General features: G+C 38.3%; 15 protein-coding genes. 5 read left to right on the top strand and 10 right to left on the bottom strand.

Annotated elements, in window-relative coordinates; genetic code table 11:
• Window positions 1-5 precede the first annotated feature (5 nt).
• The 3 genes from thiI to ezrA all read right to left on the bottom strand — a co-directional run bounded on the left by thiI (window position 6) and on the right by ezrA (window position 4,183).
• Window positions 6-1,223, bottom strand: a complete 1,218-nt coding sequence (gene thiI, locus CP352_RS01765; RefSeq protein WP_089143156.1) for a tRNA uracil 4-sulfurtransferase ThiI — start codon at window positions 1,221-1,223, stop codon at window positions 6-8.
• On the bottom strand, window positions 1,223-2,383 hold the full coding sequence (locus CP352_RS01760; RefSeq protein ID WP_089143155.1) for a cysteine desulfurase family protein: 1,161 nt from the start codon (window positions 2,381-2,383) through the stop codon (window positions 1,223-1,225). The genes thiI and CP352_RS01760 overlap by 1 nt, the downstream gene beginning before the upstream one ends.
• An 87-nt stretch (window positions 2,384-2,470) precedes the next feature.
• A complete protein-coding gene (ezrA, locus tag CP352_RS01755) occupies window positions 2,471-4,183 on the bottom strand; it encodes a septation ring formation regulator EzrA (RefSeq protein ID WP_005718795.1) in 1,713 nt (570 codons plus the stop codon).
• Window positions 4,184-4,467: 284 nt separating this feature from the next.
• Between ezrA and rpsD the strand changes: the two genes are divergently transcribed.
• The 5 genes from rpsD to CP352_RS01725 all read left to right on the top strand — a co-directional run bounded on the left by rpsD (window position 4,468) and on the right by CP352_RS01725 (window position 8,063).
• Complete coding sequence (rpsD, locus tag CP352_RS01750) at window positions 4,468-5,079, top strand: 30S ribosomal protein S4 (protein ID WP_005721374.1); 612 nt, start codon at window positions 4,468-4,470, stop codon at window positions 5,077-5,079.
• Window positions 5,080-5,170: 91 nt separating this feature from the next.
• Complete coding sequence (locus CP352_RS01745; protein WP_013086117.1) at window positions 5,171-5,638, top strand: YueI family protein; 468 nt, start codon at window positions 5,171-5,173, stop codon at window positions 5,636-5,638.
• On the top strand, window positions 5,639-6,946 hold the full coding sequence (locus CP352_RS01740) for a replication-associated recombination protein A (RefSeq protein WP_013086116.1): 1,308 nt from the start codon (window positions 5,639-5,641) through the stop codon (window positions 6,944-6,946).
• A 310-nt stretch (window positions 6,947-7,256) separates the two neighbouring features.
• The gene (locus CP352_RS01730) at window positions 7,257-7,538 is read left to right on the top strand and encodes a hypothetical protein (RefSeq protein WP_005718786.1); all 282 of its coding nucleotides are present in this window, start codon (window positions 7,257-7,259) and stop codon (window positions 7,536-7,538) included.
• Window positions 7,539-7,598: 60 nt separating this feature from the next.
• Window positions 7,599-8,063 carry a universal stress protein gene (locus CP352_RS01725; RefSeq protein WP_005718784.1) on the top strand — a complete coding sequence of 155 codons (465 nt, stop codon included), beginning with the start codon at window positions 7,599-7,601 and terminating at the stop codon, window positions 8,061-8,063.
• Between the two features lie 81 nt (window positions 8,064-8,144).
• Here the strand turns inward: CP352_RS01725 and CP352_RS01720 are convergent, their stop codons facing one another.
• The 7 genes from CP352_RS01720 to atpD all read right to left on the bottom strand — a co-directional run bounded on the left by CP352_RS01720 (window position 8,145) and on the right by atpD (window position 13,164).
• Entirely contained in the window at window positions 8,145-9,338 is a 1,194-nt protein-coding gene (locus CP352_RS01720) for an FtsW/RodA/SpoVE family cell cycle protein (protein WP_013086115.1), read from the bottom strand.
• 21 nt (window positions 9,339-9,359) lie between these two features.
• Window positions 9,360-9,587 (bottom strand): DUF2969 domain-containing protein, encoded by a 228-nt coding sequence (locus tag CP352_RS01715; RefSeq protein WP_013086114.1) that lies wholly within the window; start codon window positions 9,585-9,587, stop codon window positions 9,360-9,362.
• Window positions 9,588-9,595: 8 nt separating this feature from the next.
• Window positions 9,596-9,889, bottom strand: coding sequence for a membrane protein insertion efficiency factor YidD (gene yidD / locus CP352_RS01710; RefSeq protein WP_089143154.1), 294 nt, complete (start codon window positions 9,887-9,889; stop codon window positions 9,596-9,598).
• A gap of 13 nt (window positions 9,890-9,902) precedes the next feature.
• The gene (locus CP352_RS01705; RefSeq protein WP_013086112.1) at window positions 9,903-10,892 is read right to left on the bottom strand and encodes a rod shape-determining protein; all 990 of its coding nucleotides are present in this window, start codon (window positions 10,890-10,892) and stop codon (window positions 9,903-9,905) included.
• A gap of 83 nt (window positions 10,893-10,975) precedes the next feature.
• Window positions 10,976-11,206, bottom strand: a complete 231-nt coding sequence (locus CP352_RS01700; protein WP_013086111.1) for a DUF1146 family protein — start codon at window positions 11,204-11,206, stop codon at window positions 10,976-10,978.
• A 66-nt stretch (window positions 11,207-11,272) separates the two neighbouring features.
• Entirely contained in the window at window positions 11,273-11,713 is a 441-nt protein-coding gene (locus tag CP352_RS01695; protein ID WP_005718776.1) for a F0F1 ATP synthase subunit epsilon, read from the bottom strand.
• Between the two features lie 11 nt (window positions 11,714-11,724).
• Complete coding sequence (gene atpD / locus CP352_RS01690) at window positions 11,725-13,164, bottom strand: F0F1 ATP synthase subunit beta (RefSeq protein ID WP_005718775.1); 1,440 nt, start codon at window positions 13,162-13,164, stop codon at window positions 11,725-11,727.
• Window positions 13,165-13,179: the final 15 nt, after the last annotated feature.

Genomic DNA, 13,179 nt, shown 5'->3' with positions numbered 1-13,179 from the left:
TTTTCTTACAATAAATCTTTATCTTCCTGAGCCTTATCATCCAAAAACTTTTCATTTGGATAAATTGGCGTAATCTCAATACCAGCCATTGCCCTTTCAATCAGGCCTTCAACGTCAAGACGAGCTTCATATTCACGCGCTTTTTCCAACTTTGGCTTAGTCTTAGGACGTGGCGGAGCAAAAATAGTACAACAATCTTCAAATGGTTGAATTGATAAATCAAAGGTACCAATCTCTTCAGCCTTGGCAATAATCTCCGTCTTATCCATTGTCGCAACTGGACGAATAACTGGAGTCGTTGTTACATCATTAATGGCCACCATTGATTGCAAAGTCTGAGAAGCAACTTGACCAACTGACTCACCATTAAAGATGGCTAGGCCACCACGTTGAGCACGAATGCGGTCAGCTAATTGCAACATAAAACGACGTTGCACAGTCATCAAGTAGCCTTCTGGCAACTTTTCCTTGATCGTTTCCTGAATTTCCGCAAATGGCACAGCAATAAAATTAATCTTACCAGCGTAGTTTGCCAAAATACCAGTCAATTCCTTAGCCTTAGCCAAGGCCTTTTCAGTAGTGTAAGGTGGACTAAAGAAGTGAACCATTTCAATATCTACTCCGCGCTTCAATGCCAGCCATGAAGCAACTGGTGAGTCAATCCCACCACTAAGCATCATCACAGCCTTACCAGCAGTACCAACGGGCATCCCGCCAACACCATGGAGCAACTGATTAGAAATATAAACGGCATCTTGACGAACTTCAATTCTCAAGACCAAATCAGGATGCTTCATTTCAGCCTTCAAGCCATCCATATGATCAAACAAGTAGTCACCAACCAGATTATTCAATTGATTAGTGTCGTATTCAAACTTGTGGTCACTACGCTTAGTATTAACCTTAAAGGTCATCCCTGGCTTAAAAGTCTCTTGCATCAATTCCAAAGAAGTCTTTTCAATATCTTCAAGAGTCTTAGGAATCTTAATTGCTGGTGAGTAAGTTTGAATTCCAAATACCTTCTTCAGACGTTGGTCAACATCCCTAAATGGTGCGCCATTCAGGACAATGTGCATCCGATCATGACGAGGATGAAATTCAATTTGTGGGAAATCCTTAAGAACTTTTTCAACGTTACTTGCTAAGCGATTGATGAAGTCCTTTCTGTTCTTCCCCTTAGTTGAAAGCTCGCCATAGCGAACCATAACTTCTGTGTATTCCATTAATTTTCTCCCAAATGATTAATTTTAGCAAAATGATTATAAATCTTGTCAAAGACCTTAATAAATTCATCCGCTTCTTGAAGCGTATTCGTCTCATCAAAACTTAAACGAATTGCACTAGTAGCAATCTTATCATCAATTCGCATAGAAACCAAGGTGCTAGCCTCATCTGCCGTCTTTGATGCACAAGCAGAAGTAGTTGAAGTATAAATATCTTGATCTTCTAGCGTATGAACCAGAGTTTCGCCCCGAATTCCTTCTAAAGCAAAGCAAAGAATATGTGGTGCAAAGCCATCGCTTACTGGTGAAAAAATATCAATCCCTGGTTTATCTTTTAGATAATCAACAATTTTAGCCTTAATTTCTGCTTCACGCTTGGCCTTTTCTGGTTCATCTTGCAAGAGTAAGCGAATTGCCTTAGCCATTCCCGCAATTGCTGGTAAGTTTTCAGTACCTGAACGCAGGCCCTTTTCTTGGCCACCACCATCATGTAAAGGTGTGAGCATCTTGCCCTCTTTTTTATATAAAATACCTATACCACGTGGTGCATGGAACTTATGCGCAGATAAGCTCGAGAGGTCTACTCTTGGTGTAAAAACCTTATCCCAAATATTTTTGCCAAGTGCCTGAACGTTATCAACATGGAACTGAATCGTTGGATAATTTTCAAGCAAATCGCTAATTTCATCAATTGGTTGAATGGTGCCAATTTCGTTATTAACGCCCATGATTGAAACCAAAGTTGTATCAGAATCAATCGCGTTTCTTAAGTCATTAACGTTAACTCGGCCTTCCTTATCAACTGGCAATCTGGTAACGCGCCAACCCAAATTCTCTAACGCGTTAAAACTATTGGCTACAGATGCATGTTCCACGCTAGAAGTGATAATATGCTTACCAAATTCACGCTTTTGAATTGCAGTCCCCTTAATTGCGGCATTATTTGATTCTGTTCCACCAGAAGTGAAGAAAATTTCATGCTGCTTAGTCCCCAGCAAATCAGCAATTTGTTTACGTGACGCCTCAAGCAATTGGTGTGCACGATCACCCATCTTATGCAAACTCGAAGGATTGCCCCAAATATTAGTCGCTACTTTATTGTAAGTATCCAATACTTGTGGATCTATCTTCGTTGTTGCACTATTATCAAAATAAATCACTATCATTACCCCTTCATTTAAAAAACGGTCAATCGCTTGACCGTTTCAAGACTTTTCAATTTTAGCTTAAATAATGAATCGCTTCAATTAATTACTCTTCTCTTCTGAATAATATGCATTTTCAAGTCGTTGATAACTACCTGGCTCTACCTTTTCAATTGCTGTAGCAATTGTATCAAGGGCTTCCTTATAGTTATATTCATTATATAGCTGCATCGCTGTCTTTTGTGCTTGCGCAATTGAATCCTTATCTGCATATTTATTTGAATACTGCATCGTCAATTCAACTAGGTTAGCGGAATTAATGATGTCATCTGCTTCACGTTTAAGCCGCTCCACATCATCAGAAATTTGAATTAATTCAGCTGAGATCTTTTCCATATTAATCCGGACCTGACTTAATTCGTTGCTGACATGACCAATCTCGTTGACCACCAAAGTATACATTTGAACAAAGCTATCAGGATTACCTGGCAAATTTCGTCTTTCAAGTCGACGGTAAACTAATGAAACTTCTTGCTTAAAGCGCTTGATTGAATCATTAGCTACATTTTCAGAATCATAAAGTCCATCAACGTCAGTTGACATCTTAGCCTGCTCTGCATCAATTTCACGCAGGCGATCTAGCATCTGGAGCCATGAATCTTGAATAGCAGAGTAAACACCCTTACCATCTGCGATATTCTGTGTATCAATAGTGTACTGATGGTACATTTCATTGACTTCTTTTTCTAAGTCTTTACTCTTTTCCAATTCGCCATGAGTCAATTCATAGCTCTCATCAATATGCCGCAACTTTTCTACCAGCTTCTTTGACGCGGTTTGCTGATGTGAGATCAAAGTCAGCATTTTACTTTGATTTTTTTCAACAAATGGTCTTGCCTTGTATTCCTTAGCTAAAACATCATATAGATCGTCAATTTCGCCAGAGATCTTTTTATTTTCCTTGGCTAATTCATCCACCTTAGTCTCAGCTAGCAATTTGCGCGCACCATCAATTTCATCATGAATTTCCTTGATTCTGCCCAAAACATCTACGCTAGTAAGGTAATATTTTTCTGAAATCATTTTTTTATAAGCATCAGACAATTCCTTAAGCTGATCTTGGAACACTACTTCAAGTTGATGATAGCCCTCTTTTAGCGGTTTTAAGCGTTTTTGTAAGTTACCCAAAGACATCCGAATCTTGGACAAAACTCGCTTAGCTTCAACATGATCACCTTGTGAAGAAAGATTTTTTGCTTCTTCAAAGTCACTCTCCATTGATGCTAGTTGATCTTCAACCTGATCAATCGCAGCACCATATTCAAAGGAATTGGCTAAGATATCTTTTCTTAATTCACGATAAACTTTAATCAAAGCATCATATTGAATTTGATTTTCCTTATTTGATTCAAGTAGTTCCGTGAAAACTGCCTTGGTGTTACGAGCATCTTCGAGCGTTGGCTTGATAATCTCCTGTGCTTGTTTAATATTCTTTCTTGCTTTAAACAAGCGATAAGTTGCATTTTCATTAGCAGCTTCTTCAACTAGCTTATGCACTCGCGGTAATTTTTTCTTAGCTGCTTCAGTGTAGCTCTTGCGCCAAGTATTTAATGTAGTTAAACTTTCGCCGGCCAAATCCATTTTATCCAGTCGCGTAATATCATCTTCTAGATGCATCTTCTCAATTTCAGTCACTGCTGCATCAATCGCTTCAATTTCTTTTAGTTGTTTACGATTGATCATTAGCATTGCTGCAACTACGACAATGATTAGGATCACCACGGCAATAATTATAATAGCTTGAATTGATGACATAGTTTATCCTCCAAAACTATCATAATTATAACAAAACCTGACCCTAATAGGTGCAAAAAGCTGTTCTATTTTCTTGATTTATTATTCTGAACTCTATATAATACTATTCGTGTAAAATATTTGCAGCAATAAGTGACAAGAACGTCAACATCTTGAAACGCTTTAGTGAACGAGTAACCCGCGCTGCATTGGGCGAAAATGTAAATCCAAGATGCACGAATGTTGAACTTATGCTTAATATTTTACTCCAAAAATTATTGTTTAAATTTTATGGAGGATTTTTTATGTCAAGATATACAGGTCCAAGTTGGAAACGTTCAAGAAGATTGGGTATTTCCCTTTCAGGTACTGGTAAGGAAATTTCTCGTCGTAACTACGCTCCAGGTCAACACGGTCCTAACAACCGCGGTCGTTTGTCAGAATACGGTCAACAATTGCACGAAAAGCAAAAGTTACGTTGGATGTACGGCTTAAACGAACGTCAATTTAGAACTTTGTTCACCCGCGCTGGTAAGATTCGTGAAGGTCAACACGGTGTTAACTTCATGATCTTGCTTGAACGTCGTTTGGACAGTCTTGTTTACCGTCTTGGTTTAGCTACTACTAGAGAACAAGCTAGACAATTGGTAAACCACGGTCACATTACTGTTGATGGTAAACGTGTTGACATTCCTTCATACGAAGTCAAGGTTGGTCAAACTATTGGCTTGAAGGAAAAGTCAAAGAACTTGCAACAAGTTAAGGATGCCTTAGAAGCAGTTACTGCTCGTCCATCATTTGTTTCATTTGATGAAAACAAAATGGAAGGTACTCTTGTACGTTTACCAGAACGTGACGAAATGGAACCAGAAATTGATGAAGCCTTAGTTGTTGAATGGTACAACAAGTTACTTTAATTTTTACATTTTATTTTGTCGAAAGTCTTTCTCAATCGAGAAAGGCTTTTTTCTTTGCTACAATAAGTACATAAAAAGAAAGGATGATTAGATGACTGAAGATTTAAATAAACGTGTTGAACAAGCAGCTCAAGGTATTACTCCACAAACTAAGCCTGATGAACGCCGCAGATTTTTAGGTTCATTACGTGAGCGCTGCTTAATCCGTATGGACAATACTGAAGTTAAAAATCCTGAATTAACTGCCCTATTTCTTAAACATATCACTGACTTTAAGGGCTATACTATTTTGATCAATGGCAATATCACTGATGATGGCTTCTTGGGAGACGTTGAAGCCAGTTGCAGCAAATATGATATTCCCTTCACTTTAGTTAACAATGAAACCGCAAAAACAGGACCACATGATACGGCAGTACTAGTTGTAGCGAAGAACGCTATCAATCGACCACGAATTGAGCTAAAGCAAGTTTATCCACCTGAATTTCCTAAAGAAGAATTAGCCGCACCTAAAACAAAAGAAAGTTTTTGGCATAAACTTTTTCACGGAGATAAGTAAATGAAACCATTAGCATATCGTATGCGACCAACTAATTTAGACGAAGTTGTTGGTCAAAGGCATCTGATTGGTCCAGGCAAAATTATTCGCCGAATGGTGGAAGCTAGACTTCTGTCTTCAATGATCCTTTACGGCCCTCCTGGCATCGGTAAAACAAGTATTGCTAGTGCTATTGCAGGCTCAACTAAATATGCCTTTAGAAAGCTCAATGCAGCTACTGACGGCAAAAAGCAATTGCAACAAGTAGCCGAAGAAGGCAAAATGAGTGGGACAGTTGTCTTATTGCTGGACGAAATTCATCGTTTGGACAAAACTAAGCAGGACTTCTTACTGCCTTTGCTAGAATCGGGACAAATCATTTTAATTGGGGCAACTACTGAGAATCCTTATATTTCGATCTCCCCTGCTATTCGTTCACGTTGCCAAATTTTTGAATTAAAGCCTCTTTCTACAGATGATGCTTCTCATGCAATCGATCGCGCATTGAACGATAAAGAAAAAGGTCTAGGCAAATATAATGTTGAATTAACAGATGATGCGCGTGCTCTTTTGATTGAAAAAGGCAACGGTGATTTGCGGTCTACTTTGAATAGTTTAGAATTAGCTGTTCTTTCAACTAAGCAAGAATTGCAAGATAAACACCAAGATGATCAAAAAATTATCATCACTCAAAAAGAAATGGCTGATTCAATTCAAATGAAGGTGCAAAACTTTGATGCTTCTGGTGATGGACATTACGATCTAGTCTCAGCATTTCAAAAATCAATTCGTGGCTCTGATACAGATGCAGCGCTGCACTATCTTGCCCGATTAATTGAATCTGGTGACTTAGTCTCTATCTGTCGAAGACTAGCAGTAATTGCCTACGAAGATATTGGACTAGCCGATCCAGCCGCAGCTGAACACGCTATAGTAGCCATCCAAGCTGCACAAATGGTTGGCTTGCCTGAAGCACGAATTCCACTGGCTAATGCGGTTATTGAGTTAGCTCTTTCTGCCAAAAGCAATAGTGCCATTTCAGCAATTGATGCTGCACTAGCTGATATTCGAACCAAAAAAGTTGACTCAATTCCCGCCAACCTAAAAGATGCTCATTACTCTGGTGCCAAAAAGCTTGGACATGGCGTGAACTACCTTTATCCTCATGATTATCAAAATGATTGGGTAGCACAGCAATACTTGCCTAATAACCTACTTCATGCCAGCTACTTTGCACCTAAAGGCAATTCTAAAATCGAAGCTAGATATAAGGCAACCTATCAAAAATTAAAACAAATGCAATCTGATAACTTGCGCAATAATCACTAATCTCGCGCATTCAATATGGTTGACAAGCACCTGTAATATGCGTATTATAATAAGTGATCTGAGTTGATCGACAAGCTTAAATGTATAAAGTTGACCGATCAAACTATAAGACGTGGGGGTTGGCAAATAACTACCGAATCGGAATACTGCCTTGTTGCAGGATCCATATTCGCTGCGATGCCAGCTAAAATTTTGAACATTGCGGGTTCAACAAGCGTCATTATGCTATGTTTAGTCAACTCGGATTTCTTTAGAATATTAAAAAAGGCGGTCTCAATTGACCGTCTTTTTCTATAGTGGAGACTGTTAAATGGCAATAAAGATTGTAATGATTATTTTTATCCTTCTCCTACTGTTAACCTCATGGTACATGTGGCACAGAAGGAACGGACATTTTTTAATTTATGACATTGGTGGCGATCCACGCTTGAGCAATATTCTTAAGTGGACTTCAGTCGCCCTTTTAGCTGAAAGTATTTTAGGAATTATTTTGCTATTCATGGGTAATAAATATTTGAACTTAATCACCTTATTCTTAGCTTCATTAACTATTTTGGCTTTTGGTTTATCAATTACTCAAAATAAAGAATAATAATTCACTAATGACAAGCAAAATTTTGGTAAAATAGAATATAGGAAGAGGTGCTTATATATGCTTTCACAATACAAGAATATTCAAGTTGCAGTTGATGGTTCAAAAGAAGCTGACTTGGCCTTCAGCAAGGCTGTAGCCATCGCCAAGCGTAACCATGCAACACTAGAAATCTTACACGTAATTGATACTCGTTCTTTCCAAAATGTTTCAAGTTTTGATTCAGCAATGGTAGAACAAGTTTCTAAAGATGCTGAAAAGAGAATGAAGGATTACCAAGCTCGTGCTACTAAGGCTGGTGCTGAAGATGTTCACTACTCTATTGAATTTGGTTCACCTAAGACAATCATTGGACATGACTTCCCTAAGAAGCACAATATTGATTTAATCGTTGTGGGTGCTACTGGTTTGAACGCTGTTGAACGTCTGCTCATCGGTAGTGTTACCGAATACGTAACCAGAACTTCTAAATGTGACGTCTTGGTATGTCGTACTGAAGAAGTTAAGGATGCTTTGCAAGGCTAATTATTTAGCTTTAATAACCGATAAAAAAATACCTCCAAAATTCAGATTTGAATTTTTGGAGGTATTTTTTTAATGTTATTTCTAAAAATCGCCAGCCGTACTGAACATGTAATCACGATTATGGAACTTCATCGACAAGATCAAACCAATCCCAATCATGTTCCCCATTAAAGCTGAACCACCTTGAGAAACAAATGGCAACGGAATACCAGTCAATGGTAGTAAATCAATGTTCATCCCAATATTTTCAAATACGTGGAACAAGATCATCATGATAACACCAGTTGCAATGTATGAATAAAATACATTTCTGGTATCGAACGAGATTTTTACCATTTGAATAATCAGGTATAAATAAATCAAAATCAATGCTACACAGCCGACAAAACCAAAGTTTTCACCAATTACCGAGAAAACCATGTCTGATCCACGAACTGGAACATAAACGCTAGCTTTGCCAAAACCATTACCAAATAGTTGACCAGAACCAATGGCTTTCATACTTTGCCATAACTGATAAGCTCCTGATGAAGTATCACCAGATGGATCGAGCCAAGACTTAATTCGTTCAAATTGATATGCTTGAAAGAAATGACTCAACAATGATTGCCCAGCCGACGTAGTTACTAAGACAATAACCCCAATAGCTGCTAAAATCACAATACCATATAACGGTACAATAATTTTCCAAGAAATCCCTGATACTAAAACCACGCCACCAACGATGGCAATAAATACTAACATAGTACCAAAGTCATTCTGTAACTTTAGTAAAATTGCTACCGGTGCCAGCCAAGCAATAATTTTGCCTAATAACAACCAATCGGTCTTAATCGTGTGACCATATTTATCATTATGCTCTTTGACCACTCGAGCCAACATCAAGATAAAAGCTGGCTTCATAATTTCTGAAGGCTGAAAAGTAATCGGCCCTAGTTTGAACCAACTTTTCGCACCTGTATCTGCAGCTACGCTTCTGTTATATAAGAATAGCACCGCAATCAGCAAAAATATTCCGATTCCAAAGAAAATTGGCGCAATCTTAAACAACTGTTCTGCATCAAACTGCATCACAACCACAATAATTGCAATTGAAATCAAGTACCATAATGCCTGCATAACTACTGCCCTAACAGGTGAACCAATATGACTAGGATCACCTAATGCAGCAACATAGATACAATACAAGCTAATTAAAGCCAAGAGTAGCACTGGTATAATAATATTCCAGGCTAATCGATCGAATAGACTCGTTTCATTTTCAACTTTTGCCATTAAACAATCACTACTTAAATTTTATTTTTCATGTAAGGTGAAGTATGAAAGTAAATCGTTAATACTGCTTTCAAGACTATTAGCAAATAAAATATTACTAGTCTTAGAAGTAGTAGCGCGATAACGACCTTCCACCTTTTCAATTAAACCAATGGACTTCTTGTTAGGAATAATAACTTCCCAAGTTGGTAAATTCTTTCCTTTAAGTTCATTAACTTCAATATCAATATTTTCTAACTTTTTAGACATAAATCCTCCTACTTGCTATCCGGATGAAACTTAGAAGATATAATCGGGTCTTCATATCGATCCGGATGTGGATTTCGAAAAATAGTAAAATTATCAGGAACTGGATCTACCCCGCCCCTAATAAAAGGGTTACACCTTAGTATACGACAAATTCCCATAATTAACCCTAAAATTGGGCCATGTTTTTTCAACGCGTCAATCATATAATTAGAACACGTGGGATAATAACGACAACTTGGTGGTAATAACGGTGAAATCACTGTCTGATAAATACGTACAATAAAAATCAAAATCTTACGCAAGTAATTTCCTCACTTAGTGACGTTGATGCTTTTCAATATTTTTAAGCAAAGTACCAGTTCCTAAAGCTACTGCTTCCAATGGATGATCAGCAATTAAAACTGGAACTTGCAAATAATAAGAAATCAACTTATCAATATTCTTTAATAGGGCTCCACCACCTGTTAGCATGATTCCGCGATCAATAATATCTGCTGAAAGCTCTGGTGGAGTTGTTTCCAATACTTCTTTAGCTGCTGCAATGATTGACATCAAGCCTGGTTCTAAAGCCTTTTGAATCTCTGGTGCAGTAACTGTAGTCTGCTTAGGTAAACCATCAACTACGTCACGACCACGAACAGTAATTTGTTCATCTTGGTCTGGTTCAAAGGCGCTACCAATTTCAATCTTAATTTGTTCGGCAGTTCTAGAACCGATTAACAAATTATGCTTATTCTTAATGTAACTGATGACAGCCTGGTTCATCCGATCGCCAGCATAACGCAATGATTGAGAAGTTACAATTTCTCCCATTGATAAAACTGCAACGTCAGTGGTACCACCACCGATATCAATCACCATATTACCTTGCGGTTTAAAAATATCCAAGCCTGCACCAACAGCCGCAACTTTAGGTTCAAAGTCTAAATAAACCTTGCCGCCACCAGACTTTTCAGCTGCCTGAATAATTGCTTTTTGTTCAATTGAAGTAACTCCAGTAGGAGCACAAATCAAAATATTTGGCTTGGACATAAAGCCTTTTACATTTAATTTTTCAATAAAGTAAGACAGCATTGCTTCGGTAATGTCAAAATCAGCAATTACCCCATTCTTCAAGGGGCGAATTACTCGAATATTACCTGGAGTTCTTCCCACCATCTCATATGCCTCTGAACCAACTGCAACTACCTTGTTTGTATCGGTATTTACAGCTACAACAGAAGGTTCATTTAATACGATACCTTTACCAGAGACATTGATCAGTACGTTTGCTGTCCCCAAATCAATTCCTATATCTCGTGCCACGATAACCCTCCATAATTATTCATCGTCCATTTTACCATAAATAATCATGACTTTCCTTTACTGTCCTTGTTTTAACACAATCTTTAAAACAAATTACTCAATTGCATTGAAGTATCGATAAAAGTAATGACAAAATTGCCAACTAAAAAACCTAAGCCAATTGCAATAAATAAATATAATAATTGCGTTTCAAAAACATGGCCTTTACGAATAATTTTATCTAGTTGAATTGCTTTAACTGCTTGAAAAGATAAGCCAATCGCAATCAAATATATAATGATACTAATAATGGCATGAACGCCTAATTGAAACATATATTTTCCTCAATTTTGACAAAAAAAGACGGATGCAGCATTTTGTGCATTCGTCTCTTCCTTCTTCTAGTGACCTTTAGTGTTGTACACGCTAATTCTGTTCATTGCTCGTCTTAAAGCAACTTCAGCACGTGCCATAGTTTGTTCGTCATGTTTTTCCCGTGCTTCCTTCAAACGTTGCTCAGCGCGTTGCTTCGCTGCCTCAGCACGAGAAACATCAATGTTTCTTGCGCGTTCAGCACTATCTGCAATAATCGTAGCAACATTATTCGAAAACTCAATATAGCCACCGGAAATCGCAATATGATCAACTACTGAATCCATTTCACGGCTTCGCTTAATCTTAACCTCACTAATAACTAGTGGAGTTAAAAGTGGTACGTGGTTATACATGATTGAACGTTCACCATCAACGGCACGTACATCAACGATACTTCCACGATGTGAATAAATCATTCCATTAGGAGTTACAACATCTACTTTAAAAAGCTTCTCTGGATCTGCCATTTGACATCACCCTACTTTTCTAGTAAAGCTTTAGCTTCTGGATCACTTGGAGTTACACCCATTTCTTGTGCTTTCTTCAAAACATCTTCAATTGGGCCGACACCACGAAAGGCATCTTCTGGTAAGTCATCAAGATGACCATCCAAAATAAGCTTAAAGCCCTTAATGCTTTCCTTAATTGGAACATATGAACCTGGTACACCAGTAAATTGTTCTGCAACAAAGAAGTTTTGTGACAAGAAGAATTGGACCTTACGTGCACGTGCAACGATCAATTTTTCTTCATCAGACAATTCATCCATACCTAAAACAGAAATAATATCCTGTAATTCATGGTAACGTTGTAAAACATGTTGTACTCGAGTAGCTACTTCATAGTGTTCTTCACCAACAACTTCAGGGTCAAGGGCACTTGATGAAGATTCAAGTGGGTCAACAGCTGGATAAATACCTTGTTCTACTAAGCTACGTTCCAAGTTAGTAGTAGCATCCAAGTGTGCGAATGTGGTTGATGGAGCTGGGTCAGTATAGTCATCGGCAGGAACATAAACGGCTTGAATTGAAGTAATTGAACCCTTCTTAGTAGAAGTAATTCTTTCCTGCAATTGTCCCATTTCTGTTGCTAAAGTTGGCTGATAACCAACGGCACTTGGCATACGACCAAGCAAAGCTGAAACTTCTGAACCAGCCTGAGTAAACCGGAAGATATTGTCGATAAAGAGCAACACGTCTTGACCCTCAACATCTCTAAAGTATTCAGCAAGTGTCAAACCAGTTAACGCAACACGCATTCTGGCACCAGGCGGCTCGTTCATCTGACCAAATACCATGGCCGTTTTACTTAAAACGCCTGAAGCTTTCATTTCGAAGTAAAGGTCGTTACCTTCACGAGTTCTTTCACCAACACCAGTAAATACGGAAATACCACCATGTTCTTGAGCAATGTTGTGAATTAATTCCTGAATGATAGTAGTCTTACCAACACCGGCACCACCGAACAAACCAACTTTACCACCACGTACATATGGCTCAAGCAAGTCGATAACCTTGATACCAGTTTCAAGAATTTCACGACTAGTAGTCAAGTCTGCGTACTTAGGTGCTTCCTTGTGGATACCTTCACGAGGGTGATCTTTTGAAAATTCTGGACCACCGTCAATTGGTTGACCCAAAACGTTAAACACGCGTCCTAAAGTATCTTCACCAACTGGAACGGAAATTGGACCGCCAGTATCTTCGACTTTCATACCACGACGAAGACCATCGGTAGATTCCATGGCGATCGTTCTTAAGACACCATCACCAAGCTCAAGTGTAACTTCAAGGACAATGCTTTCATCCTCTGACTTAATTACACGCAAGGCATTGTTAATATCAGGTAAATTCTTATCAATTGGGAATTTAACATCGACAACTGGGCCGATTACTTGAACGATTTCACCTTCACTCAAAACATCTACCTCCTT

Origin of the sequence: Lactobacillus sp. UMNPBX1 (genome assembly GCF_002554085.1) — a bacterium.
Taxonomy (GTDB): Bacteria; Bacillota; Bacilli; order Lactobacillales; family Lactobacillaceae; genus Lactobacillus; species Lactobacillus crispatus.
Note: the sequence above shows the minus strand (reverse complement) of the source record. Positions and strands in the feature narration are given on the sequence as shown.

Bases quoted from the DNA above. Each gene is read 5' to 3' on its own strand.
- CP352_RS01730 (WP_005718786.1), top strand. From the start codon at position 7,257: ATGGCAATAAAGATTGTAATGATTATTTTTATCCTTCTCCTACTGTTA.
- rpsD (WP_005721374.1), top strand. From the start codon at position 4,468: ATGTCAAGATATACAGGTCCAAGTTGGAAACGTTCAAGAAGATTGGGT.
- CP352_RS01725 (WP_005718784.1), top strand. From the start codon at position 7,599: ATGCTTTCACAATACAAGAATATTCAAGTTGCAGTTGATGGTTCAAAA.
- thiI (WP_089143156.1), bottom strand. From the start codon at position 1,223: ATGGAATACACAGAAGTTATGGTTCGCTATGGCGAGCTTTCAACTAAG.
- CP352_RS01715 (WP_013086114.1), bottom strand. From the start codon at position 9,587: ATGTCTAAAAAGTTAGAAAATATTGATATTGAAGTTAATGAACTTAAA.
- ezrA (WP_005718795.1), bottom strand. From the start codon at position 4,183: ATGTCATCAATTCAAGCTATTATAATTATTGCCGTGGTGATCCTAATC.
- CP352_RS01700 (WP_013086111.1), bottom strand. From the start codon at position 11,206: ATGTTTCAATTAGGCGTTCATGCCATTATTAGTATCATTATATATTTG.
- CP352_RS01740 (WP_013086116.1), top strand. From the start codon at position 5,639: ATGAAACCATTAGCATATCGTATGCGACCAACTAATTTAGACGAAGTT.
- CP352_RS01720 (WP_013086115.1), bottom strand. From the start codon at position 9,338: ATGGCAAAAGTTGAAAATGAAACGAGTCTATTCGATCGATTAGCCTGG.
- CP352_RS01745 (WP_013086117.1), top strand. From the start codon at position 5,171: ATGACTGAAGATTTAAATAAACGTGTTGAACAAGCAGCTCAAGGTATT.
- CP352_RS01695 (WP_005718776.1), bottom strand. From the start codon at position 11,713: ATGGCAGATCCAGAGAAGCTTTTTAAAGTAGATGTTGTAACTCCTAAT.